The 23,147-nt window shown below is 66.7% G+C and carries 20 protein-coding genes; 7 read left to right on the top strand and 13 right to left on the bottom strand.

Annotated features, from left to right (window positions below; genetic code table 11):
• Positions 1–44: 44 nt before the first annotated feature.
• On the bottom strand, positions 45–221 hold the full coding sequence (locus ACFYW3_RS15875; protein WP_351755105.1) for a hypothetical protein: 177 nt from the start codon (positions 219–221) through the stop codon (positions 45–47).
• Positions 222–714: 493 nt separating this feature from the next.
• On the opposite strand from ACFYW3_RS15875, the gene ACFYW3_RS15870 reads away from it, so the two are divergent.
• Positions 715–1,560: an NDP-sugar synthase gene (locus ACFYW3_RS15870; RefSeq protein ID WP_351755108.1), complete on the top strand. Its 846-nt coding sequence runs from the start codon at positions 715–717 to the stop codon at positions 1,558–1,560.
• Positions 1,561–1,575: 15 nt separating this feature from the next.
• Here ACFYW3_RS15870 and ACFYW3_RS15865 read toward each other — a convergent pair whose 3' ends face one another.
• The 8 genes from ACFYW3_RS15865 to ACFYW3_RS15830 form a co-directional block, all read right to left on the bottom strand.
• The gene (locus ACFYW3_RS15865) at positions 1,576–2,388 is read right to left on the bottom strand and encodes an inositol monophosphatase family protein (protein WP_389386559.1); all 813 of its coding nucleotides are present in this window, start codon (positions 2,386–2,388) and stop codon (positions 1,576–1,578) included.
• Positions 2,385–3,554, bottom strand: coding sequence for a phosphotransferase (locus ACFYW3_RS15860; protein WP_389386558.1), 1,170 nt, complete (start codon positions 3,552–3,554; stop codon positions 2,385–2,387). Before ACFYW3_RS15860 ends, ACFYW3_RS15865 begins: the two co-directional genes overlap by 4 nt.
• 15 nt (positions 3,555–3,569) lie before the next feature.
• Positions 3,570–5,216 (bottom strand): 1-deoxy-D-xylulose-5-phosphate synthase N-terminal domain-containing protein, encoded by a 1,647-nt coding sequence (locus ACFYW3_RS15855; protein WP_351755115.1) that lies wholly within the window; start codon positions 5,214–5,216, stop codon positions 3,570–3,572.
• A gap of 75 nt (positions 5,217–5,291) precedes the next feature.
• Complete coding sequence (locus tag ACFYW3_RS15850) at positions 5,292–6,560, bottom strand: Rieske 2Fe-2S domain-containing protein (RefSeq protein ID WP_389386557.1); 1,269 nt, start codon at positions 6,558–6,560, stop codon at positions 5,292–5,294.
• Between the two features lie 126 nt (positions 6,561–6,686).
• Positions 6,687–9,062: a peptidase domain-containing ABC transporter gene (locus tag ACFYW3_RS15845; protein ID WP_389386556.1), complete on the bottom strand. Its 2,376-nt coding sequence runs from the start codon at positions 9,060–9,062 to the stop codon at positions 6,687–6,689.
• A gap of 58 nt (positions 9,063–9,120) precedes the next feature.
• A complete protein-coding gene (locus ACFYW3_RS15840; RefSeq protein WP_389386555.1) occupies positions 9,121–10,455 on the bottom strand; it encodes a condensation domain-containing protein in 1,335 nt (444 codons plus the stop codon).
• 263 nt (positions 10,456–10,718) lie between these two features.
• Positions 10,719–11,231, bottom strand: coding sequence for a phosphopantetheine-binding protein (locus ACFYW3_RS15835; RefSeq protein ID WP_389386554.1), 513 nt, complete (start codon positions 11,229–11,231; stop codon positions 10,719–10,721).
• Positions 11,215–12,774 carry a class I adenylate-forming enzyme family protein gene (locus ACFYW3_RS15830; protein WP_389386553.1) on the bottom strand — a complete coding sequence of 520 codons (1,560 nt, stop codon included), beginning with the start codon at positions 12,772–12,774 and terminating at the stop codon, positions 11,215–11,217. Before ACFYW3_RS15830 ends, ACFYW3_RS15835 begins: the two co-directional genes overlap by 17 nt.
• Before the next feature lie 321 nt (positions 12,775–13,095).
• Between ACFYW3_RS15830 and ACFYW3_RS15825 the strand changes: the two genes are divergently transcribed.
• From ACFYW3_RS15825 to ACFYW3_RS15815, 3 genes are read left to right on the top strand one after another with little or no spacing between them, the layout of a single operon-like run.
• On the top strand, positions 13,096–15,429 hold the full coding sequence (locus ACFYW3_RS15825) for an ROK family protein (protein WP_389386552.1): 2,334 nt from the start codon (positions 13,096–13,098) through the stop codon (positions 15,427–15,429).
• A complete protein-coding gene (locus ACFYW3_RS15820; protein ID WP_351755133.1) occupies positions 15,426–16,502 on the top strand; it encodes a hypothetical protein in 1,077 nt (358 codons plus the stop codon). The genes ACFYW3_RS15825 and ACFYW3_RS15820 overlap by 4 nt, the downstream gene beginning before the upstream one ends.
• Entirely contained in the window at positions 16,495–17,520 is a 1,026-nt protein-coding gene (locus ACFYW3_RS15815) for an FAD-dependent monooxygenase (protein ID WP_351755136.1), read from the top strand. Before ACFYW3_RS15820 ends, ACFYW3_RS15815 begins: the two co-directional genes overlap by 8 nt.
• Here ACFYW3_RS15815 and ACFYW3_RS15810 read toward each other — a convergent pair.
• A complete protein-coding gene (locus ACFYW3_RS15810) occupies positions 17,514–17,759 on the bottom strand; it encodes a hypothetical protein (protein ID WP_389386551.1) in 246 nt (81 codons plus the stop codon). The genes ACFYW3_RS15815 and ACFYW3_RS15810 overlap by 7 nt on opposite strands.
• 114 nt (positions 17,760–17,873) lie before the next feature.
• On the opposite strand from ACFYW3_RS15810, the gene ACFYW3_RS15805 reads away from it, so the two are divergent.
• A complete protein-coding gene (locus ACFYW3_RS15805) occupies positions 17,874–18,035 on the top strand; it encodes a hypothetical protein (protein ID WP_389386550.1) in 162 nt (53 codons plus the stop codon).
• Between the two features lie 185 nt (positions 18,036–18,220).
• On the opposite strand, the gene ACFYW3_RS15800 is transcribed toward ACFYW3_RS15805, so the two are convergent.
• Positions 18,221–18,610, bottom strand: a complete 390-nt coding sequence (locus ACFYW3_RS15800; RefSeq protein ID WP_351755144.1) for a hypothetical protein — start codon at positions 18,608–18,610, stop codon at positions 18,221–18,223.
• A gap of 415 nt (positions 18,611–19,025) precedes the next feature.
• Here ACFYW3_RS15800 and ACFYW3_RS15795 point away from each other — a divergent pair, with 415 nt between their 5' ends.
• Positions 19,026–19,157 carry a hypothetical protein gene (locus ACFYW3_RS15795; RefSeq protein WP_389386549.1) on the top strand — a complete coding sequence of 44 codons (132 nt, stop codon included), beginning with the start codon at positions 19,026–19,028 and terminating at the stop codon, positions 19,155–19,157.
• A 280-nt stretch (positions 19,158–19,437) separates the two neighbouring features.
• On the opposite strand, the gene ACFYW3_RS15790 is transcribed toward ACFYW3_RS15795, so the two are convergent.
• Together ACFYW3_RS15790 and ACFYW3_RS15785 are read right to left on the bottom strand one after the other, a co-directional pair.
• Positions 19,438–20,316 (bottom strand): undecaprenyl-diphosphate phosphatase, encoded by an 879-nt coding sequence (locus tag ACFYW3_RS15790; RefSeq protein ID WP_329446849.1) that lies wholly within the window; start codon positions 20,314–20,316, stop codon positions 19,438–19,440.
• A 48-nt stretch (positions 20,317–20,364) separates the two neighbouring features.
• Complete coding sequence (locus tag ACFYW3_RS15785; RefSeq protein WP_389386548.1) at positions 20,365–21,093, bottom strand: TVP38/TMEM64 family protein; 729 nt, start codon at positions 21,091–21,093, stop codon at positions 20,365–20,367.
• A 623-nt stretch (positions 21,094–21,716) separates the two neighbouring features.
• Between ACFYW3_RS15785 and tuf the strand changes: the two genes are divergently transcribed.
• Positions 21,717–22,895, top strand: coding sequence for an elongation factor Tu (gene tuf / locus ACFYW3_RS15780; RefSeq protein ID WP_389386547.1), 1,179 nt, complete (start codon positions 21,717–21,719; stop codon positions 22,893–22,895).
• Positions 22,896–23,147 lie beyond the last annotated feature (252 nt).

The raw sequence follows: 23,147 nt of genomic DNA, 5'->3' as shown, positions 1-23,147 counted from the left end.
CGCGACGCCAAGGGGCGTGCGCGGACCGGGCCCCACACCCGCGATCAATGACCGGAATGAGCCTCCCGCGGTCGGACCACTACCAGGAACGCGTCACTGTCCAGGTCCATCACCACCTCGGCCTGCACGCCCTCGCGCAGTCGCTGCGCCGCGTACTCCTCGGCGGGCCAGCTTCCCCTCGGACTTCCGGCCGGAAAACGCTCCAACACCACACGACCCATGGGACACCCCCTGCTGCTTGCCTTCAGGTCTCTTCAGGCACAACGACGCGAAGGGCGCCCGGGAACGTTCCCGAGCCGCCCCCGGTTCACGCGTTCGGGATCGATGTCCTCGGGTTTCGGGCATCGTGCCCGAAGAACCCCTCGGCGGGCGATCTTGGGTGTGATGCCGCAGGCCTGGAGGATGTGCCGGCACTTGTCGTAGCCGCGGTCGGCGAACAGTCGGCCCGGTTGATGTCTGTGGGCCGGCCGCCTCGTGCACCAGTGGGGCGATCACCCGGGCCAAGGCCCAGGAGGCCGTGACGGCTCGTCAGGCCTGCGCCGAGCAAGCGGTGATGGGTGTCCGGACGGCACAGGTCCCGGACAGGCTCGGGGCGGCAATGTAGGGTTTACCAGGCACGTGCTCCGGTCTTCTGGACGGTCTTGTACATCTCGGAGCTCAGCAGTCGGATCCGGTTGCTGAACAGTCCGGGCCAGATCGTTCATGAGGAGAGCCATGTCCGCCGACCGTGTAGTTGATCAGCTGAGCGACGTATGGGTGGCCATGCCGGTCGGCGGCATGGCCACCCGGGCCAGAGAGATGACCAACGACACCATCCCCAAGCATCTGCTGCGCCTCGACAGCGGAGAAACGGTCCTGTCGACCATCTGCCGCGAACTGCAGCGGATCGGATTTCGGCGGTTCGTATTCTGCGTGGGGCACATGCGCGATCAGATCGTCGAGCACCTGCAGGGCGAGGAGTGGATCTGGAAGCAGGGAGTTTCCTATCTCTTCTCCGAGGAACGGACCCCGCTCGGACCCGATGGCGCGGTGCTCGCGGCGGTCAAGCACTGGCAGTTGCGGGGACAGGTCCTGATGATGCCGGGCGACCTGATGCTTCCCTGGGACGAGGTCGCCGAGATGGTCTTGGCACATGCCCGCCGTGAGCCGTCGATGACGGCTGCCGTCACGAGTCACACAACCCCCCGCACCACCGATGTCGGAAGGTTCATCGTCGATGCCGCCACCTGGCGCCTTCGGCATGTCTACGATCGCCGTGAACCGGTGTCACCCACGGCACCCGGCGAACTGGCACTCACCAGTGCCGGCGCGATCGCACTGTCAACGGATCACTTCATCGAGGTGTGCGAGGCGTACGCCAAGGCCCACGCGGGCGAGCACGGCCCGCTGGGACTGCGTGACAACGTGTTCCCCTGGGCGATCGAGAGCGGCGGCTTCAACATGTATGCCCATGACCTTCGGGGCGAGCTGCTCGACCTGGGCACTCCCGCGAACCTTCGCCATGGCCGAGAGAACTGGCGGCGGTATGTGAGCGCGCAGGTCGCCGGGATCGGTTCGTAACGGAAACCGCCGGGCTCAGAGAGCTCCCGGCCCGTTGGCCAGCGCCAGCAGCATGTCACAGATGGGTTCACTCCCGACCACGAGCACGGACGAGCCGGCGTCGAGACTCTCGATGCGGACCGCAGCGCCGGCCTCCTGCGCAATGACAAGGCCGGCGGCGACATCAATGAACTTGTTCTCGGTGAGTCCCCAACTGAGGTATCCACCAAAGTGTCCCTGGGCGAGCCAGCCGAGGGACAGTGCACCCGATCCTATGCTTCGCACCCGGTAGAACGAGTGAAACAACTCGGCCAGCAGAACGTCTTGCCTGGCTTTCTTTGCCGGATCTTCCTGGCGCATGAAGAAATCGATGGCCAGCTGCATTCGGGCCGGATCCGTAGGAGCCTTGAAAGAGAGCCGACGGCCGTTGAGATAGGCTCCGCGGCCTGCCATGGCCGTGTAGAGCTGCCTGCTGACCGGGTTGTATATTACTCCGAATATCGGTGTGCCGTCTTTTTCGAGACTGACGGTCAGACTCCATATCGGCACCTCGTTGGCGAAGTTCTTCGTCCCGTCGATCGGGTCGATGTTCCACGTGTAGCCGTTACTGCTCTCGGTTCTCAGGTCGGGAAGCTCCTCCCCTCTGAAGCCGCACCCGGGAAAGATTTCGCGGCACAGCCCGTGAAACGCCCTTTCGATTTCACGGTCAAGGTTCGTGGCCAGGTCGCCGCCGATGTCCTTGATCTCGACGACATCGAAACTCCGCCATTGGTCGAAGGCCGAGTCCCCGGCCGACTTCACGAAGTCGATGACCTGCTCAAAGAGATGGTCGGTAAATTCCGGCATCATGATGCCTGCACGATCGAGGGGAGTAGTACACTTCGGGCCGATGTGTCGGTATCGGCTTTTTCGATCAGGTCCAGATGGTCGTTTGCCGTCTCCAGGTAATAGAGCATGAACGGCAGGGCAATCTCGGACCGCGCGGTCGGGATGAAGGTGTGCGCGGAGGCGAAGGCGTGGAGGTCGGCGGCGAGGATGGCTCGGTCGAGGAGTCTCGGGTCGGCGGCCAGATCAGCCGCGAATGTCTCGGGCAGCACGTCCTCGATCACGGCTCGCGCTATCTTCCTGAACCGAAGGCCGAGGTCGGGATCGATGAAGCTCTTCAGGCCTTCGACCGTGATTTCGCCGCCACTTGACGATACGGTCGACAAGGCAAGCTTCTTTTCAAAAGCAGGCTCGACGTAGTCAAGTGAGATGATGAACTTGCCGATGTCGTAGGCCATGTCGCCGCCGGTGTGAAAGCCGTTCGGGTCGAAGAACAGCGGCTTGTCCGTACCCTCTCTGATCATGATGTTCCCCAGATGGGGATCACCATGTATGAGCCGCATCGATTCTCGCTGAGGCACCATGGTCTTCATCAGGGACGGGCTGGCCTTGATTCTGTCCAGAATGGCGAGCGGCGTGAGCAGGCTGCGCCCGTTGAGGGATATCGATGATCTGCTGATGATATCCCTGAAGACCAGGTCCAGCTGAAATCTGCTCAGCTCGCCGACGTTGGCACCTGTGATATCGACGACCCGGTCGGCTCGGTCGGTATATCGATCAAGCCGCTTCTCCACCCGATCGATGTAGTACTTGCGGGCGAACGCGGCAGGCTGCTCGGTGGAGGGATGCGCGTACAGCGTTGTTTTGAGGGCCTTGATGCTCGCCTTGACATGGTTGACCGCCTCGACGACCCCGGTGTTCCCATCGAGAGCTATGTTCCTGAGCAGCCTGCCCTCGTAATAGGGCATTTCGTACGAAAAGCTTCGGCCGGGTACGTCCCGCTCGACCCCGATGACCTGGCAGAAGTATTCTCTGGCCGGTTCCGGCAGGGTGTCACGAATAAAGGCCGCTTCGTTTTCCAATTTATCGTCGCCCGGATGTGCGGAAAACTTTCTGACGAGCGGTCCGATATTGGCGTCGCGACGGTACCACAGTTCGGTGAATTCCCCCTTGTGGAGTAGTCGTGTCATCTCTGCCATCATGTCCTACGCGTTTATGAGCTGCTGCGCCGCCGCCAGCACTGCCGCATCGTCGAAACCGATGTCCTCGAATACCTCATCCAGCGTGCCGATGCTGGGGAAGCGCTCCCGGATCCCGAGGATCTCATAGCTCATCGGCTTGTGCAGGAGGTTGGCGACAATATGCTGCCCTATGCCCGACCGCACAAAGCCGTCCTCCAGGATCAGCATCCTGCTGGTATCGCCCATGGCGCGCTTGAGTGCTTCGAGGTCGACCGGCTTGACCTTCTGGATGTGCAGAACCTGGACGTCGCCCAGCGCGTCGGCCAGCCGAAGTGCCTTGCCCAGCGTGTTCCCGATCGATATGACGCTGAGCTTGCCGCCCTCCCGCACTTCGACGACACCGCTCTCGGTGATGCCGATCTCGATGTCCTCGCCGGGCTTGTGGATGAAGACCGGACCGTCGTGCTCGTGCTCGAGCGCCCGGTCGAGGATCAGGCCGAACTCGGCCAGGCTTGACGGGTGGTACAGCTCGGCATTGGGCATCGCATTGAGGATCGGCAAGGTGTAGATCCCCTGCAGGGTCTGCCCCTGGGCTGAAATGCCCGATCCCGGCAGAACGAACACCATGGGGACCCGCAGCATGCACGCGTCGGTGATCTGGTCCAGCGCCCGGGGGAAGAAGGTTGCGGGAATGAAGCAGATCACCTTGTTGCCGTTCAAGGCCAGGCCGGCGGAGAACGTCACGCAGTGCTGCTCATTGATCCCGGTGTCGAAAACATGGTCGGGATATGTCTTCTTGAGCTCCTTGAGGCCCGTGCTCCGGCCGGCGGCGGGCGAGACGTAGTACACCTCCCCGTGCTTCTCCACCAGTTGGGGTGCCTTCTCGAGGATCAGGTCCCGGAACTTGTTGACGGGCTTCTTCTTCAGTTCGCCCGTTGCGAGGTCGAACGGATCGAGCCAGTGGAACGTGACGGGATCCCGAAGGGCGGGCTCGTAACCCTTGCCCTTGACGGTCTTCACGTGAAGGAATACCGGGTGCTTCTTCTGCTTGATGTCGTCGAACAGCTCGATCAGCTTCGGTGTGTCGTGTCCGTCCACAGCGCCCACGTATTCGAAGCCCAGGCTCTCGCTGAACTCGCGCACGGTGCTTCTGGTGTGCAGGTACCCGACGGTCTCCGTGACGGCGAAGTCGTTGTCGTTGTAGATGACCAGCAGGTTCGGCGTGAGAGCACCGGCGTGATTGAGTGCCTCGTAGGGCTGTCCGGCGGTCATGGAGCCATCGCCGAGCAGTGCGATCGACTTGTACTCGGGGTGGTTGACGGCGTAGCCGAGGGCGGCCGAGATGGAGATCCCGATACGGCCGCCGATGTAGAAATCGTAGGGACTCTCGTGGATGTCGGCGTACTCGCCGATTCCGCCCCGGTGGTCCATGGTGGCGAAGGCTTCGGCACGGTCGGTCAGCAGCTTGTAGGCGTGCATCTGGTGTGCGCCATCGAAGACGATCTTGTCCTTGGGGAAATCAAAGACCTCGACCAGTGCCTGGATCACTTCGATGACCGCCAGCGGCGAGCCGACGTGGCCGCCGTCGACGGACATCTTTTCGATGATCAATTTCCGCATATCCGCAGCTTCTGTGACCAGCTGCGCGGTCGACTTTCTGTTCACCGACATACTCTCTCCTTCTTGGCGATCACGACGCTGACCCTGCCGACAGCCCTCATGGCCCCGACGGCACTGACGTGAGGACTAGCCATCCTGACCGGTCAAGAAGTCCTGACTGATTCCCATGGCATTCTCAAATGCGTGCCGCACGTGTGCCGGCTGCCCCGCTTGCATGGCATAGGACGGATCGTCGCTGAGCCGCCAGTCGAAGACCCTCTTGAGTCGCCATTCGAAGAACTCGCGATCGACTCCTTCGCGGTACAGCTGGGGCCGGTCCAAGGGCAGGTCGATACAGGTGTTCAGCTCGGGATCACGAACGGTTCCGCGCGGGTCCTCACCCTGGGAGACGCGCTCGATGTCCGCGAAGAGCCGCTTGCGCAGCAGGATGATCCCCTCGTCACTGCGACCCAGGTGTTCGCTGGTGCGATCCGCTATCTCACCCTGGCCCACCCATGCCGCGAAGTCCTGGTTCATGATGTGGCTGGTGATCAGCTCGCCATTGTCGTCGGTCACGGGTCCGTACCAGTGGGGGACCGGATCCTGATCGACCGAGGGCATGTCCTTCGGGAGCGGAGAGTAGTGCCAGACGATGTTGAGTGTGCGGGTGTCGTCTATCGGAACACGCCACTCGAGACTGCTTCCGGCGTACAGCACGTTCGGCCACAGACACGCGATGCCACTGCTGTCCAGCTGGTTCGTCGGGGCGAGCGGAATGGGCAGGACGGGGGTCGTCAGCTCGGCTCGCCGGGCCACGGCGATACCGAACTCGAACTCCTCGAACTCGATATTCGTATGGCGGGGGCCGACTTCGGGGTTCTCGGGATTCCCCGCGCGCGCGACGTAGTTGGTGTGCCGCCACTCGAAGTGCACGGGGTCCACGGCGTTCTCGTGGCACTGCAGCCAGTTGCACGGGAGTTCGGACAGGATGACCTGGACGAAGCCACGGTTCCAGGTGAAGGGTTCGAGCATGGGTATGAGCGGAGCCGGCGCCGGGCCCAGATAGGCCCAGACCATTCCAGCGAACCCGACAGCCTGGTATGACGTGACCTTCACCTTGTCCCGGAACGGCGCGGCTGACTCGGCCATGTCCTCATAGGGCTGCTCAACGCACGTTCCGGCTTGATCGAACATCCAGCCGTGGTAGGAGCAGCGCAGGCTCTGGCCTTCGACCCAGCCCTGGCCCATGTCCGCGCCACGGTGGGGACACCGCCGTTGCATCAGGCCGAACTCATCGCTGTCCGTCCGGTAGAGGACCAGGTCCTCTCCCATCAACCGAAGTGTCTTCACCCTCTTCTCGGCGAACTCCGAGACAGCGGCGATCGGGTGCCAGTACCGTCGCAACAGTTCACCCATGGGAGTCCCTGGGCCGACCTGGGTCAACATTTGATTCTTTACTTCGGAGAGCAACTCGCCAACTTCCCTTCGGTCCAGGGCACATGCCTAGGAGTAACGCCTGTAGCTGCAGAACATGAGGCCGTCTCAGGCCTGGGATTCCCCCTGGCCGGCCATGAGCGTGCGCAGGATCGGAGAATTGGCCACCAGATCCTTGTATTCACCCTGAGCGGCTACCCGGCCGGAGTCGACGACGATCACCTGGTCGGTGGCCTCGAGCACGGTCAAGCGGTGCGCGATGACGATCAAGGTGTGGTCGATGGCGGCCAGTCCGCTGAAGATCGCCCGCTCGGTCGCGCTGTCCAACGCGCTCGTCGCTTCGTCGAGAACCAGCAGTTGAGGCTTCCGGATCAACCCACGAGCGAGAGCGATACGCTGACGCTGGCCGCCCGACAGGCCCAGACCTCCCGGGCCGAGCAGCGTGTCGTACTTCATGGGGAGCGCCATGATGTCGTCGTGGATGCACGCCAGTATCGCCGCCTGTTTGATCTCCTCGAACGAGGAGCCAGGCTGGGCATAGGTGATGTTCTGCCAGATGGTGCCGGCGAAGAGCCTGGAATCCTGTGAGACATACGAGATCGAACGCCTCAGCGACACTCGGTCGAGCTGGTTCATGGGATGGCCGTCGATGGTGACGGATCCGCTGCTCGGGGTCTGGAGCCCGGCGATGATGGAGGCCATCGTCGACTTGCCGGAACCCGACCGCCCCAGGATCGCCGTGAACTTCCCACCCTCGAAGCAGAGATTGACCTCGCTCAGGACCGGCGTGGAGCTCCCCGCGTAGGCGAACGACACGTCTCGGAGCTCGACCGGACCGCTCACGTTGTCCAGCGGTATGGCATCAGCCGGCCGTTCCTCCGGTTCGGTGCCCAGCACGTCCGTCAGCCTGGAGAGCGTCGCGCCGAGGCCGGCGACCTGGAGCGCGCTCTGGACGACGCCCGCCAGGGGCACGAACATCCCGACGGCGAGCGAGGTGAACCCCACCACCGAGCTCAGCGACGCCGTACCGTTCAAAATCCTGAAGTAGCCCAGGTTGAGCACCGCGAGCGGCGCGAGGAACTGGATCGTCGTGCTCAACGCCGAGCCGATGGCCTGGTTCCGCCGGCTCAGGCCCCGCTGGTTGATCTCGTCGACGACGGTGTGGCTCCAGCGATCGTGCGCGGTGTCCTCCAGGCCGCAGGCCTTGATCGTCTGTAGCCCGTCCAGCAGCTCGTGGAGTGCGCCCTCGGAGATGGACTGCCGCTCCAGCTCCTCCGCGGAGAGGTAGCGCTGCTTCTTCCAGAACACGACGAGGACGGCCACCATCACAGCCGCCAGCGCCATGCTGAGCAGCGCGAACTGTATGTCGATCAACAGGAGCAGGCTCAGGTAGACCAGCACCAACGTGCCGTCGAACACGGCGGAAAGGGCCGCGCCCGTCAGGACTTGCCGGACCGCCGTGCTGGTCCGCACCCGCAGCGCGAGGTCACCGGGGTTCCGCCTGGTGAAGTAGTCGTACGGCAGGGAGAGCAGGTGACCGAACACGCCGAGCGTGACACGCCGATCCGCGATCGACTGGAGCGCTATGAGCGCCAGTGCGCGGACGATCTGCAGCAGCGCGAACGAAACACATCCCACCAGCGCGAGGCAGAGGATGACGATCCCCTGCTCCGACTGCCCTCCGGCGCCGACATGGGCGACCAGATAGGAGGAGGCGAACGGGGTGGCGAAGTTGAAGACGAGCAGCAGGAACGACGCGATCGTCAGGCTTATCCAGCGGCGGTCCCGGGTGACGAACAGCTTGAGGTACTGCCAGGAGCTGTGCGCGACGCCCGGTCCACGGCGGCGCACCGGCGCGCGGCCGTCGGTGAGCGGCGCTTCGAACTCCAGTGCCACCCCGGTGAAGACGTCCGCGACCTCACTCAGTTTGAGGCGGCGGCGCCCCACGGCCGGATCGACGATGAAGGCGTGCGTCGCGGTCGCCTTCTCGAGCACGACGAAGTGGTTGAAGTTCCAGAACAGGATGCTGCCGGCCTTCAGACGGCTGAGTCCCCCCACACCGACCCGCACACCGCGCCCGAGAGCTCCGAAGTGCCTGGCCGTCTGGAGGAGCGCCCGCGCCGAGACCCCCGCCTGACCTCCGTTGAGTTGGCGCCGCACGGCTGCGATGTCCCCATCGATGCCCAGGAAGGCCAGGACCATCGCCAGGCTCGTGGGCCCGCAGTCGGCGGCCTCTGTCTGGTAGTAGACCGGCACCCGCTGCCGACGTCCTCTCGGCAGCGCTGCCGAGGCTGCCGAGACGAGCTTGCGCAAGCGTCCCTCACGAGACTCCGCCAGCAGTCCAGGCAGTGCGAGGGCATCTCCCAAGCGCCGGCTGGAAGCGCGCTTCTCGGCCGCTTGACGGCTGAACCTGGCCCGGCCTATCGGCCCCGGAACCGGAGACTCGGACGGCCCGGCTTCGGTCGCTTCATCGGATTCGATCATGTACGGCACCTCCCTTCGGAAGTAGTGGTCTGGACGGACGTACGACAGGCGGCTGGACTCAACCCAGCAGGGTCCGCTCGATGGCGGCCGTCATCTGCCGCGCCGCGGTCTCCGTGAGTCGGGACCGGTTGCAGAGGAAACGGAAATGGACGCTGTCGTCCCAGCTCCCGGCCTTCAACTGCACTCCACTGACTACGCGCTCGACCCGAGGCGCGTAGGCGCCGTACTTCACGACAAGATCGCCCACCGTGTTCGTGAGCCGATGGCGAGGATGGCTTACGTAGGCGAAGCGCACACTGCGATCCGGCCCCGCTACCAGATCCCCCAGATGGGCGACCCCGCTGGCATCGACGGTCTCCCGGGTGACCCGGCGGTGCCGCAGCGTGTCGAACCAGTCGCCGGACAGCGTTCGGATGAGTTCGGACGGCGCGGCACCGCGGTCGACGACCATCGGCAAGCCCAGTGTGAGCATGCCGAGCAGCCGCCGTTCCCGCATGCTCCGGCTGTCGACGGGCAGCCAGACCGGGATGGAGTCCGCATCGGTGTGCTCGAACACCGCTGACGCCAGGGCGTGTTGGATCCAGATGAATTCCGTGGCGTTGTTCGACCGCGCCGCCTGCCGCATCGCGCGAAGCCGCTCGCCCTCGAGGACGAAGCCCGTCTCCACGCTGCCGGTCTCCGCCGTGTCGGGCGCCGTGTCGGGCGTATCGGGCGTGTTGGGGACGGAGGAGGCGAGGAAGCCCCAGTCCCGAGGTATCCGGGCGTACCGGCGCCGCCAGAAGTCGGCGATGTCACGACTGTTGGCGGCCAGGGCCTCGCGCTCCGCGGCTGTGTCCAGGAACTGCGGACCCGGTTCGGCGACGGCTTCGTGATCGCCCAGGCGCCGGCGATACGCCTGCCACAGGTCCCCGCCGAAGACCGCCCGAACGCTGCCGTCGACCGCGAGCTGGGAAAAGGTCGCGATGAACGCGTAATGATCGGGGGAGTACTGGAGCAGCCGCAACCGGAACGGAAACTCCGTTCGCAGGTCCCAGGCTTCGGAGACATCCTTCGTCGCCAGGAAGGAGGCGAACCGGGAGAACCGCTCCTCGGATCCGGCCTTGATCTGCTGGCAGGTGACCAGCTCGGCCGGCGGGGGCGTCTCCCTCGCCCACTGGTGCGGCCCGGAGTCCCCGCAATCGCAGATCGCCAACCGCAGCGCGTCGTGACTTCCGACGACATCGCCGACGCTCGCGATGAATGCCGGGACATCCAGCGGTCCTTCGATGCGATAAGACAGTTCCAGGGTCGGCCCGGAATCCATGCCGCCGCGCAGAGTCCGGTGAATCAAAAGCTGCGGGAGCGTCAGCGGTACCGCTTTCTGACCCTGGTGGTGCATGATGTCGTTCTCCATATCGCTGAAATTCTTGGCTGGCATCCGAAATTCCGGATGCCAGCCAAGATTCAGGTACCGCCTATTAAGAGACGCAGTGACCGTTGATGACCGCGATACCGCCGACGATGTCGTCGAGGGCCTCGTCGGACAGGGACTCGATGTCCACGATCTCGGTGTTGAAGTACTCCATGGTTCACCTCCAGACAGGAATTGTGTTTTACGGTTCCATCCTCCGCACAGGCCGCACACCGAGGTGGCGAGCCCAAACCGAGGATGAGTCTCTAGGGCCGGGACCGCTCGCGGACGAGCGTCGCCAGCCGGGCGACGGTGAAATTGTCGCCGACTTCGAAGAAGCCGATCTGGACGCCGTACTCCTGAGCCAGGAATTCGATGGTCTCAACCGCTCCGAGGGAGTCTCCGCCGTGCTTCCAGAAGTCATCGGAAGCACCGACTTCCCGCACTTCGAGAAGCTCCTCCCAGAACTTCGCAAGCGCCTGCTCCAGCGGGTCCGACGGCTGGGTGTAGACATATTCGAATTGAGTTTCTGTCGAACTGTCGCCCAGCGCGGTCCGGTGGTCGCACCAACCTTCCGCCGGCCATTCGAGCCCGCCGATGAATCGCACTCGCCGAACGTCTACGTCATAACATTCACGGAATGCCGTGCGGATGTCAATGCCCGACTGGCCGCCATTGGTGGATATGTTGACGGTGGGTTCGGGGCTCTCCTGGAAGGATGCGCCGAGCGCGTCAGGGCAGACCTTGCGGAAGAGTGAAACGTCAAGCTGTCGAGCCATGAGGCACCTCCTCTTCGAAGCGGGACGTTACGGGCGTGCGGAATTGCCGAGAACTGGCGGATTCGAAGATCGCCCTTATTGCCGTGGCGTCGGGCTTGCCGATCTCTGACCGAGGTATCTCGTCCACCTGCAGGTAGACCTGCGGGAACTCGTGACCGCCCATCTGGGTGGCGCAGAACCTCTCGAGTTCCGCGAGATCGGGGACAGTCTGCGAGTCGCGTGTGACGAGCAGCATCCCCACGTCGACGTGGCCGGCGTCCGTGAGCGCGATGCCTTCGGCGTCCAGGATGTCCGGGTGGGTCCGCAGGACCAACGACAGACGTCCGAGCCAGGCGACCCCGCTGGAGGTGGCTGTCTGGTTCGCCGCGCGGTCGAAGACGTAGAGGTACCCGTCCTCGTCGACCCACCCCATGTCGCCCAGGCTGGCGAAGCCGTCAGAAGTGCTCTGGAGCCAAGGAGTTGCCGAGTGGGTGCGAGCGGAGGCGCCGAACCGGCGAAGGTAGATCAGGCCGATGCCGTCTTCACCGCGTTCCAGGCCCCGCGCGTCACCGATCCGTATTTCCGTCAGCAGCCCACGCCCGACCGATCCGGGCCTCGCCATCCACTCGGAGCCACTGATCACGGTGACACCGACGCCTTCGGTGCCCCCGTACATCTCGAAGACGCGTTCGCCGCCCAAGAGATCCAGCCAGGCCTGTTTCAGCGGCGCAGGACATGGCAGTGCGGTGTGCAGAATTGCGTTCAGGCTGTTCAAGCGCTCGGGGTGACGCACGGCGGCGGGCAGCAGGTGGTTCATGTAATTCGGGGTCAGCATGAGCCACTCGATCCGGCGGTCCGCGATCGTGTCGAGCAACTCTTCCGGGTCCAACCGATTCGCCAGGAAAACCTGATTCCGATCCAGCACTCCTTGGATGAGTGCGGCTACCGTCCCTATGTGGTAGATCGGAAGTACAATCAGCTGTTTCTGCCCGCTCTGCCACTTGCAGGTCCGGAATACGGCATCGGGCACAGCCCTGGGGTCGTAGCTGCCGAAATTCCAGAACGGAACAAGCTTCGGGATTCCCGTCGATCCGCTCGTCGCCAGGAGATACTGCGGACGGCGTCCTTCGGCGGGAGATTCCCAGCGTGTGATGCGAACAGTCGCACCCGAGTCCTGATCGGTTTCGTGCTGTGGGGGTATCCGGACGCATCGGGTATCACCGCTCAGCCCGGCACGGCTCAATGCGCCGGAAAGCACCTCTGCATCGATCTGTGGTGAGTGCGGGAACACCGTGACGCCTGCACACAGTGCAGCCAGGATGATCTTCGCCGACTCGATGGAGACGGACGCCGGATGGCAGATGACGGCATCGCCGTCCATGTCGCGCTTCCAGGAGTCGAACAACTCTGCAAGCGCTGAAACGTCTTCGCAGAGGCGCTGGTACGTGATTTCGCGATGCGAACCGCCGGCGACCACTTCGATGATCGCAGGGTTATCCGGAATGTCGGCCGCCAGTTCGGACAGCCTCCCCGATATTGATAACACAGCCGTGCTGCGTCGCATTACCCCTCCTTGTTGCACCGCTCGCTCAAAGCAAGCTCCCCCGCCGAGTGGGCCGAGTTCGAACAGAATGGGGGCAATATTCACCGCCACCTCTGGCCTAACAATTTCGGACCATGATCAACAACTCGCTGCCAGAGCAAATCACGAGGGTTCGGTCCGTGTCAAGACCTACTTTTGAGGAGTGCCCCAAAGGGCAATATTTGGGCTGCTAGCCTCAATGGACCTCAGCGTGTCGGCCTGTCTTGACAGCTTGCTAATATCCTGAGGATCGCACCGGTGACGGCATGCATCCTGTTCGTAAGAGGGAGACCCACATTTCATGTGTTCGATGACTCTGAGCCGTCCTTGCTCGGACTCTGTTACTCCTGCCGAAGTGCTCAGGCACCACCTGTCGCCGGCTGTTCTCGACGAGCCCCCGATGCGCACGGACTTCTTCCCGGTCGAGGACGCCCGATTCGTGGTCGAACGCTGCGGGGAGACACCGACATCGATACGGGTGTGCTCATGACGACCAACGACGCCGTTCTGGTCTTCGATGTCGGCGGGACCCACGCGCGCTCGGCGGTGCTGGACGGCGAGGGCCGCCTGCACGACCTCACCGTGCGGGCGACTCCGTCCTGGACGAGCCACCCGGGGGAGGAGGCGGCCTCCCTGCATCAGCGCCTCGTGGACCTGATCGTCGCTGATGCGCGCCGGCTGGCCCGCCGCCACCGGGTGACCGCGGTCGGGGTGTCGCTGGGCGCGGCGATCGATGCACGTACCGGCATGACGGTGGGGTCCGGCCCGCTCTGGGGTGACGGGGCCGCGCAGCGGTTCGACACCGCTGGGGCACTACGGGATGCGGCGTCCGAGTTCCGGTGGACGGTCGTCAACGATGTCACGGCGAGCGCGGTGGCGTTGGCGGCTCGGCCGGACGCCCAGGGACTGCGCCGACTCGCCGCCGTCGTCGTCGGCAGCGGTATCGGGCTGCGGACCGTCGAGGTCGGTACCGGCAGGGTTCCGGTATCCGCGGACACCGGACTGCAGGGTGAGATCGGGCATCTGCCGGCCGCGTTCCGAATCGGCGAACGGGAGATCGTGCTGCGCTGTGACTGCGGTGCGACCGGGCATCTCAGCGCGTACGCATCGGGTCGTGGCATCGACCGGATCCTCACGTTACTCGCTGCCGAGGGCGCGTCCTGGCTGGCCGCCGACGCTCCGCTGAACAGTCAGTTCACCCAGGCCGTGGCCGCCGGTGAGCCAGAGGCGCTCACCGTGCTCAAAGCCGTGACGCGGCCGCTCGCGCACGCACTCCTCTCGGTTCTCAGTACCGATGCCGAGATCGACCGTGTGGTTCTCACCGGCGGAGTGCCGGCGGGGCTCGGCCGTGCATACCTGGAGTGTCTGACGGCCGAGATGGATGCGGTGGGGCTCTACGGACGGTCGGGTTCACTGGCCGGCACGATTCAGGTGGCCTCACCCGATGCCGAGCTCGCGCTGCACGGAGCCGGGATGTCGGCCCGCTCCGGCGCCGCCGGGGCACGAAGCTGGATCGTGCCGGGTGACGAACCGAAGTCGTACAGCGTGGTCATGGCTCCGAACACGCTCGCTTCCGGCCGAAGCACGCCGCAGGTCGCGGCGAGGCCGGGCCCGCACGGTGCCGCACGGCGGCTCGTCGTGACCGACAAGCGTGTGTGGGAGATCTACGGGGACGCACTGACGAACGCGCTGACGGGTGGATCGGAGAACATCACCCTCGAGACGCTGCTTCTCGAACCGGACGAGTCGGGGAAGAACCTGGCCGCGGTGTCCGATCTGGTGGACGCCTTCGACCGGTTCGGTCTGCTGCGTCGATCGGAACCGGTCGTCGCGGTGGGCGGCGGCGTACTGCTCGATCTCGTGGGCTTCACCGCCGGCATCTACCGGCGGGGTGTTCCACTCATCAAGGTGCCGACCACCCTGCTCGGGATGATCGACGCCGGCATCGGCGTCAAGACGGCGATCAACTACGGCGGGCAGAAGAGCCGGCTGGGCACCTACAGCCGTCCGAGCCAGGTCGTCATCGACCCGGGATTCCTGTCCACGCTGGATCCCCGCGAGTACCGCTGCGGCCTCGGCGAGGCGATCAAGATAGCGGTCGTCGCCGATGTGACGCTGTTCAACCTCCTCGACGCTCACAGCCGTACGCTTGCCGCGGGCACACCGGACCCGCGCGTGGAGTCCGAGGTCATCGAGCGCAGCATCGCGGCCATGCTCGGCGAACTTGTCGGAAATCTCGGCGAGGACCGGCTGGACCGGCTCGCGGACATCGGGCACGCGTTCTCCGGTGCTCTGGAGATGTCCCTCGAACCCACGCTGCTGCACGGTGAAGCCGTCGCCATCGACCTTGCCGTGACCGTCATGCTCTCGCGGAACCGGGGTCTGCTGGCGCCGGCCGTCGCCGACCGCGTCATCCGCGTCCTGACCGACCTGGACCTGCCGACGAGTCATCGGGAGATGACCCTCGACCTGCTGGTCGAGGCTTTGGCACACACCAGCCTGCACCGTGACGGCCGGCAACGCCTGCCTCTGCTGGAGGACGTCGGTCGCGCCGTGTTCGTCAACGATGTGACCGAGGCGGAACTGGGCGAGGCGCTGGCAGCGCTTCAGACCCCGCAGTTGCAGGTGATGTCGTGACCGGGTCGCAGTTGGTCCGCTCCGGCCGTCAGGTCCGGATCGTCCCGATGGAGAGGCCACGGGGAGATCAGCCGTACGTGTCGATGCTCGCCGTAGGGCTGTGCGGCACCGACGTTCAGATCGGCGCGGGCCACCGGGGGGATGTGGCCGCGGTGCTCGGTCACGAAGGCATCGGGATTCTGCACGGCGTTCCCGGTGGCGATCGGATGGTCGCGTTCAACCCCGTGGATGTGCGCGACCAGGACTCGATTCTCGGCCACAGCTTCGACGGTCTGTTCCGCAGCTGGGTCCCCCTGGGGCCGGAGCTGCCGCTCAGCGCGTTGCAGGAGGTCGAACCGCTGGACCCGACAGCGGTGCTGACGCTGTGCGAGCCGCTCGGCACCGTCCTCTACTCGTGGGAGCTGATCGAGCACTCGTCCCCGGCCGGTCCGCTGTCGGTCGGGGTCTGGGGCGCGGGTCCGATCGGCTTGCTCCACGTACGCAGGGCGACCGATCTGGGACACGATGTCGAGCTGGTCGAGGCGCGGCCGGAACGCCTGGCCTGGGTGGCGAACCATTCCCGCCTCGCGCCCACCCACCTCTCCGTAGCCGGGCACCGTACGCCGCGGCCGGTCGATGTGGCGATCGTCTGTTCCCCACGGCCGGCGATGGCGAGCGCCGTCCGGGAGGCGGCGGACGCACTGCGACCCGGCGGGACGATGGTGCTCGTCACCGCGCTCGACGCGATGGCCGCCGCCCCCACCTTCGTCGACGCCACGGTCGGCCGGGTGCGTCGGCACAACGTCTGCGGCAGCGTCGACCCTGAACTGGGCATGGTCACGGCGGTTACACACGAGGGCAAACCACTGGTGGTCACCGGCCATCGGGGGACCTCCCTGGCCCAGCTGCACAGAGCGGAATCGGTCCTGCGTGCGGATCCCCGTGGGTACGGCGACGTCATCACCCATGAACTGAGTCCCGAGGACGCGGTGGATGTGATCAATCGTCGGCTCGACGGACGGTTCCGGACCGAGGACGGTTCTGAGATCGTCAAGGTCGTGGTCCGCTTCCCCGACAGCGGTCACCATGAATGAATCCTCCAGCAGGCGCGTGGAGTTGGTTCCCGGCGGGGTTCAGCTCGACACCGTTCCGTGGCCGCGCCCGACCTCCCCGTCATGGGTGCTGGTTCTCCCACAGACAGTGGGCCTGTGTAGTTCGGACCTCAAGGAGGTCCGCCGGAGCCGGGACGTCCGGTCCGACTTCGGTCACGAGATGGTCGGTCTCGTTCACAGCAGCAGCATGGACGACTTTCCGCCCGGCCTGAGGGTGTGCCTGGACCCGCATGTCCCGGTGACCCGGACCACCGCGTTCAGCGAGACGACACTGCTGGAAGGATCGCCCGACCAACTGCGCGCTGCCCTGCCCACCGTGCTCGACGGCATTCCAGACGACCGGGCGGCCTTCACCGAGCCCCTCGCATGCGCCGTCAACTGCGCCGGCAAGGTCTCGGCCGGTTCCGACGTGGCGATCGTCGGCGCCGGGAGCGCCGGGGTACTGCTCGCGGTGCTGCTGAGACTGAAGGGGTGTCAGGTGACCCTGGTCAACAGGAGCCCCGAACGGCTGACCGTGCTCTCCTCGATGGCGTTGCTGCGAGAGGTGCCGAAGGTTCTCACCAGCGAGGTGGGAACGCGCACGTTCAGCACCGTGGTCGTGACCACGGCGTCGCTCGACGACACCACCTTCGACAGCGCCTGGCGCCTGTTGCCCCGGAGCGGCGGACGTCTCGTCCTGTTCGGCGGCATCAGGCCGGACTGGCGGGTGCCCGGCACGCACGTGCTGTTGGACGGCATCCGCCGCGGCGAAGATGTGCGCGAACTGGAGCTGGGCGGGCGCCGCGCACTGGTGGTGGGGACGCACGGCGCCACCGGCGCCGACTTCGCCGCGGCCGGCGCGGTGCTGGCGGCACCGCTTCCCTGGACGGCCGGCCACATCGAGGAGCTCATCGTGGGCCGGGTGACCCTGCCCGGCCTGGCCGCGCTGCTCAACGAGGCGGTCAGGACGGGCGTGGACCCGATCGGCAAGCACATGGTGGACGTCATCCTGAATCAGTAGGCCGGCGAAGCCGTTCCACGGCGTCCGCAGATCGGGCATGGCCGGGCTCGCCGCGAGCGAGGTCGGCTCCTCGGCCGCTCGACGTGCTCCTCGTAGACGTGGAGCGAGCCGATGTGCGGGTGGAACTCCCCCGGCTCCGCGTCGAGCCATCCGGCGACCGGCTCGTGCAGGACGGTGTACTGCTCGATCGGACGCAGGTCCTGCGCGAGCATGTTCAGCATGACCGTGCGCTCGTCCATCTGCCTACCGGAGTTGGCGGAAGCGAGGCCGGCCGCGGGTGCGGCACGGCGACAGCCGGCGGTCGTTCACCCGGTTCGAGGTGGGGACGGTGGATTACCGCTAGGCTCGCAGACATGGGATTCGACTGGGAGAACATGCTCGGCACGAGCGGCAACAACCTCGACGATGCCTACGACAGCGCGGTCTCCGCGGTCATCTACGGCGAGGACCAGGGGGACGACCGTCGGCCACTCCCGGTCGGCGAAGAGTACGACGACACAGACGGCCTGCGCTGACCTGAGCACACACGTGAAAACGCCCCGGTGAGCCGGGGCGCCAGTTCACCGCTGCCTGTTCATCGACGACGCCGCCAACGTCACCGCCGCCCGCGAAGTGGGGATGACTGCCCTTCACCACCGAGGGCCCGAAGAACCTCCGGGACGCCTTCTCAGGGGCGCGGTCATCCCGGAAGGCCGCGCGGTCAGCGCCGGCCGCCGCCGATGCGGCGGTCGTCGGCCAGTGCGGTCAGCGGGCCGAACTCGCGGGCAAGCTCGTTCCACGTCAGAACCTCGCCACAGCGGGCCGGGAACTCCTTCGGGTTGAACTCGGGCATGGTCCAGGACCCAGTGCCCCGGTCCCGCAGCCACAGGTCCCCGTCACCGTCGACGACAGTCGGCGGGACCGGTACGGGCTCGGCCTGATCGGTGGGCTCCCAGGTGATCCGGCCCGGGTGGGAAGCGCGGCGCAGCTCGGTGGTGGCCAGCCGCGCGGCCAAGTCACGGGTGGACTCCTCGGCGTCCTTGACCGACGCGAGTCGGAATGCGTCGTCGAGCACGGGCAGGGCTGGATTCTTGCTGCGCTTTGAACTCATACGCCGACTACCTCCGGTGGGGGGCGTCACATCCGTCATGGCACCCCGTAGAGGAACACGGTATCCGAGGCGGGAGCCGGGCCGGCCACGACCACTGTCCAGGTGGAGGCGCCGGCACACCGGGTGGTGAGCTGGTCCTGGACGTGGCGCGACCCGTGGTGGTAGCGCTCGGACATGGCGGTCCGGGTCTGAGAAGGTGAGGCCGCCGGGGGCGAGCGGACGTCGGGCGGGTGCGGGTGCGGGTGCGGGTGCGAGTGCGGGATCGGGCTCGGTCCCGCCGGGCGGCCGGTGGAAGTCGGCGCCCTGCTCGACCGACATCAGCCGGCGCCCACCCGCCCGGGCGGGCACGGGAGCGTCGGAAGGCGGCCGGGGACATCCGACTCCTCCAGGTCCTCGCCGTCACACGTGGCAGGACGTGGCGGCGCGCGTCGGCCGGATCGTCCTCACGGCCGCTGCGGCGCTGGACGACCTCACCGGCGGTGTCTGGGGCACGGTGGACGAGCGACTGCGGCTCCTCGTGGAGCGGGTCGCGGCCCAGGTGTGTTGATCACGAGCGTTGTTGACGCTGTGCGGGTCTTGAACAGGGCGAAGACCTCCGGGCAGTGCACCCGGGCCGGCCATGAACCGCAGTTGACCCGCTCCACTCTGTACGCGAGGGCCCGCACGGCAAGCCGTGCGGGCCCTCGCGTGTCATCCCTCGCTTTGCGGACGCAGACGCCCTGGGGGGTGTGCGTTCTGTCTCCCCCTGGGCGACGACTGGGAGACGATCATGGGATTTCGATGCGATGAGGTGCGCGATGATGCGCGATGGCGCTGCCGAGGCGTCGCTACGAGCCGGACTCGCCGGCGTGCGGGCTCAGCACGTCCGTGCCGATCAGCACGAACAGCAGGATGCCCAGGGCGATCCGGTAGATCACGAACGGCATGAAGCTCTTGGTGGAGATGAACTTCATGAACCAGGCGATGACGGCGTAGCCCACGAAGAAGGCGATGACCGTCGCGAAGATCGTCGGCCCCCAGGAGATGTGCCCCGGGGTCTCGACCACGTCCTTGATCTCGAACGCCCCGGAGGCCAGCACGGCCGGGATGGCGAGGAGGAAGGAGTAGCGTGCCGCCGCCTCGCGGGTGAAGCCCAGGAGCAGACCGCCGGAGATCGTCGCGCCGGAACGCGAGACGCCGGGGATCAGCGCCATCGCCTGACAGACACCGAAGATCAGACCGTCCTTGACGCCCAGCTCCTGGAGCGTCTTGCGCTCCTTGACGACACGGTGCTTCCCGCCCTGCTCGTCGCGCGAGGCCAGCCAGTCGGCATAGCCGAGCACGATGCCCATCACGATCAGGGTGGTGGCGGTCAGTCGCAGGTCGCGGGCCGGACCCACGATCGCGTCCTTGAAGACGAGGCCGAGGACACCGATCGGGATCGATCCGACGATCACCAGCCAGCCCATCTTCGCGTCCTGTTCGGAGCGGAGGGCCTTGGTGTAGAGGGAACGGAACCAGGTGGAGATGATCCGCGCGATGTCCTTGCGGAAGTAGATCAGGACGGCGGCCTCGGTGCCGATCTGGGTGATGGCGGTGAAGGCCGCCCCCGGGTCGTGCCAGCCGGCGAAAGCCGCGGTCAGCCTGAGGTGGGCACTGGAGGAGATCGGGAGGAACTCCGTAAGCCCCTGGACGAGACCGAGGATTAGGGATTCGAACCAGCTCATGTCGGGGTGCGCTCGTCCTTGTGATCGTCGGACAGTTCGGGTCCGATGCTAGAGCCCGTGGGGGGCGCCGCTGACCACAGGGGGGTGGTGGGGCGCCGGCTCGTGCGTCGGGGTCTGTACGACGGGGGGTGCCAGGCGGTGCCGCTTGCGCCAGGCGACGGCCGCCGCGACGACCCCGGAGACCGCGATGAAGCCGAACGACGCGAGGAACGCGGGCGAACCCGGGGACGAGGCGCTGGCCCCCGCGATCACGTACGCGGCGGTGTTCGGGACCGTGCCGAGGGCCGTCGCCGCCAGGAACGGCAGCCAGCCGCAACGGGAGACCGCGGCGCAGTAGTTGGCCGCGGCGAAGGGCACCCCGGGGAAGATCCGGATCGCCAGCATGGAACGGAACCCGTGCCGGCTCAACTGTCCGTCGGCCGCCTGCAACCAGCGGCCGCGCAACAGCGGACGCAAAGCCCCCTGCCCCATCACCCGCCCCAGGCCGAAGGCGACGCCGGCCCCCAGCACCGTGCCACCCACCGCCGCAACCAGGCCGAACGCGGTTCCGAAGACCGCCCCTGCGGCGAGGTTCAGCAGCGGGCGCGGCACGAACGCGGCCGTGCACAGCCCGTACACCGCCGCGAACAGCGATACCGCCACACCCACCGGGAGCGCCGGGGGCCACCCCTCCGAGAGGAGGCGCTGGGGCTCGTACAGCAGCACGCACACGCCCGCCGCCACGAGCAGCAGAACGAGCACGGACAGCCGGGTCCACGGCGCGAGGAGGAGGGACATCCCGGGAGACTAACCGACACATGCGGCGTCGCGCCGTAATCCGGACCTCATGCGGTCGAACGATCGGCGACCTCGGATCGTCCCCCGCGGAGCGGTCCGCGTCATCCGGCGGGTTGTGTCGGGGACGCCGAGCAGGTCGGTCGTGCGACGGGCCCGCGCCGAGGACGGCGAGCCCGTCCGCGCGGATCCGCGCACCCGACGCCGCGCACCGGCCCGAGCAGTGACCAAGGACACTGCGAGACCCACCGGGACCGGCCGCCCCTTCCCGCGGGACCGGCCGCCCCTCCGCGCCGCCGGGGCGCCGGCCCCTCGCGGACAGTGAGCGCCCTGAGTGGTCGGTGAACCGGCCGAGGCGGCAAGAACCCCCGACCGCGCGGAAATTGGTTCGACGCCGGCCCGATCGCACGGCAGGATCGGCGACATGTCCAGGCACGCCTTCCCCGCAGCGCCGTCCGCAGTCGCGGACGCGCCGAAGGCTGCCTTCCCCGTGGAGGATCTCGCCCTCGTCGCGTTCGACGGCGCACGAAGCTGACCCTTCCCGGAACGTCCGGCGGACCCCGCAGGGGGAGGGTCGGCTCGCTCCAGGGGTCCCGCTCCAGCTTCGGAACACACGGGAAGACATCATGGCCAAGACGGCCTTCGTGCGCACCAAGCCGCACCTCAACATCGGCACCATGGGACACGTCGACCACGGGAAGACGACCCTCACCGCCGCCATCACCAAGGTCCTCGCCGAGCGCGGCGGCGCCTCCTACGTCCCGTTCGACCGCATCGACCGGGCCCCCGAGGAGGCCCGGCGCGGGATCACCATCAACCTCACGCACGTCGAGTACGAGACCGACACCCGGCACTACGCCCACGTCGACATGCCCGGTCACGCCGATTACGTGAAGAACATGGTCACGGGCGCGGCCCAGCTCGACGGGGCGATCCTCGTCGTGTCCGCGCTCGACGGCGTCATGCCACAGACCGCCGAGCACGTGCTGCTGGCCCGCCAAGTGGGCGTGAACCACATCGTGGTGGCCCTCAACAAGGCCGACGCCGGGGACTGCGAGCTCACCGACCTGGTGGAGCTGGAGGTCCGCGAGCTGCTCACCGCGCACGGCTACGGCGGCGACACCGCCCCGGTCGTCCGGGTCTCCGGGCTCGGGGCGCTGGAGGGGGACCCGCGCTGGACCGGGGCCATCGAGGCGCTGCTGGACGCGGTGGACACGTACGTGCCGATGCCGGTGCGCTACACGGACGCCCCGTTCCTGCTGCCGGTGGAGAACGTGCTGACCATCACCGGGCGCGGGACCGTCGTGACCGGCGCCGTCGAGCGGGGCTCGATCCGGCTCGGCGAGCGGGTGAGCGTGCTCGGCGGGGACGGTGGGCCGGTCGAGACGGTGGTCACCGGGCTGGAGACCTTCGGCCGGCCGATGGAGTCCGCCGAGGCCGGCGACAACGTCGCGCTCCTGCTGCGCGGGGTGCCGCGCGACGGGGTCCGGCGCGGACACGTGGTCGCGGCGCCCGGGAGCGTGGAGCCGAGCCGCCGCTTCACCGCGCGGGTGTACGTGCTCTCCGCGCGGGAGGGCGGCCGCACGACGGCGATCGCGACCGGGTACCGGCCGCAGTTCTACATCCGCACCGCCGATGTGGTCGGGGACGTGGACCTGGGCGAGGAGGCCGTGGTCCGACCGGGGGAGACGGTCACCATGACCGTGGAGCTGGGGCGGGACGTGCCGCTGGAGCCCGGCCTCGGCTTCGCGATCCGTGAGGGCGGGCGCACGGTCGGCGCCGGGACGGTGACCGCCGTCCTCTAAGGGCTGTCCAGCAATCTCCCCGGTGGATCGGCGCACGGCGTCGGACGCGGTGCGTCGCAAGGCGGAAGGACGTCCTCATACCGGGCGTATTCGGGCGTTCCGACAACGCGGCGAGGTGCCGTGGCCGGCGTCGTGCGCCCGCCAGGGATTGAGGGGCAGCCCTTGGCCGATCGTCGGTGTCGCCCGGATCGGGGCCCGCCGTGGTGGCGGCGGTCGGCTTCGGCCAGACTGCCGTCATCACGGGAGACGACA

Origin of the sequence: Streptomyces sp. NPDC002602 (genome assembly GCF_042889445.1) — a bacterium.
Classification (GTDB): Bacteria; Actinomycetota; Actinomycetes; order Streptomycetales; family Streptomycetaceae; genus Streptomyces.
This window is presented reverse-complemented; position numbering and strand designations above follow the sequence as displayed.

What these genes read in the sequence shown, in the direction of transcription:
- ACFYW3_RS15855 (WP_351755115.1), bottom strand. Translation starts at nt 5,216, where the DNA reads ATGTCGGTGAACAGAAAGTCGACCGCGCAGCTGGTCACAGAAGCTGCG.
- ACFYW3_RS15785 (WP_389386548.1), bottom strand. Translation starts at nt 21,093, where the DNA reads ATGTCCCTCCTCCTCGCGCCGTGGACCCGGCTGTCCGTGCTCGTTCTG.
- tuf (WP_389386547.1), top strand. Translation starts at nt 21,717, where the DNA reads ATGGCCAAGACGGCCTTCGTGCGCACCAAGCCGCACCTCAACATCGGC.
- ACFYW3_RS15850 (WP_389386557.1), bottom strand. Translation starts at nt 6,560, where the DNA reads ATGGGTGAACTGTTGCGACGGTACTGGCACCCGATCGCCGCTGTCTCG.
- ACFYW3_RS15860 (WP_389386558.1), bottom strand. Translation starts at nt 3,554, where the DNA reads ATGACACGACTACTCCACAAGGGGGAATTCACCGAACTGTGGTACCGT.
- ACFYW3_RS15840 (WP_389386555.1), bottom strand. Translation starts at nt 10,455, where the DNA reads ATGGAGAACGACATCATGCACCACCAGGGTCAGAAAGCGGTACCGCTG.
- ACFYW3_RS15800 (WP_351755144.1), bottom strand. Translation starts at nt 18,610, where the DNA reads ATGAGTTCAAAGCGCAGCAAGAATCCAGCCCTGCCCGTGCTCGACGAC.
- ACFYW3_RS15865 (WP_389386559.1), bottom strand. Translation starts at nt 2,388, where the DNA reads ATGATGCCGGAATTTACCGACCATCTCTTTGAGCAGGTCATCGACTTC.
- ACFYW3_RS15875 (WP_351755105.1), bottom strand. Translation starts at nt 221, where the DNA reads ATGGGTCGTGTGGTGTTGGAGCGTTTTCCGGCCGGAAGTCCGAGGGGA.
- ACFYW3_RS15810 (WP_389386551.1), bottom strand. Translation starts at nt 17,759, where the DNA reads ATGGACGAGCGCACGGTCATGCTGAACATGCTCGCGCAGGACCTGCGT.
- ACFYW3_RS15835 (WP_389386554.1), bottom strand. Translation starts at nt 11,231, where the DNA reads ATGGCTCGACAGCTTGACGTTTCACTCTTCCGCAAGGTCTGCCCTGAC.
- ACFYW3_RS15790 (WP_329446849.1), bottom strand. Translation starts at nt 20,316, where the DNA reads ATGAGCTGGTTCGAATCCCTAATCCTCGGTCTCGTCCAGGGGCTTACG.
- ACFYW3_RS15845 (WP_389386556.1), bottom strand. Translation starts at nt 9,062, where the DNA reads ATGATCGAATCCGATGAAGCGACCGAAGCCGGGCCGTCCGAGTCTCCG.
- ACFYW3_RS15815 (WP_351755136.1), top strand. Translation starts at nt 16,495, where the DNA reads ATGAATGAATCCTCCAGCAGGCGCGTGGAGTTGGTTCCCGGCGGGGTT.
- ACFYW3_RS15805 (WP_389386550.1), top strand. Translation starts at nt 17,874, where the DNA reads ATGGGATTCGACTGGGAGAACATGCTCGGCACGAGCGGCAACAACCTC.
- ACFYW3_RS15830 (WP_389386553.1), bottom strand. Translation starts at nt 12,774, where the DNA reads ATGCGACGCAGCACGGCTGTGTTATCAATATCGGGGAGGCTGTCCGAA.
- ACFYW3_RS15870 (WP_351755108.1), top strand. Translation starts at nt 715, where the DNA reads ATGTCCGCCGACCGTGTAGTTGATCAGCTGAGCGACGTATGGGTGGCC.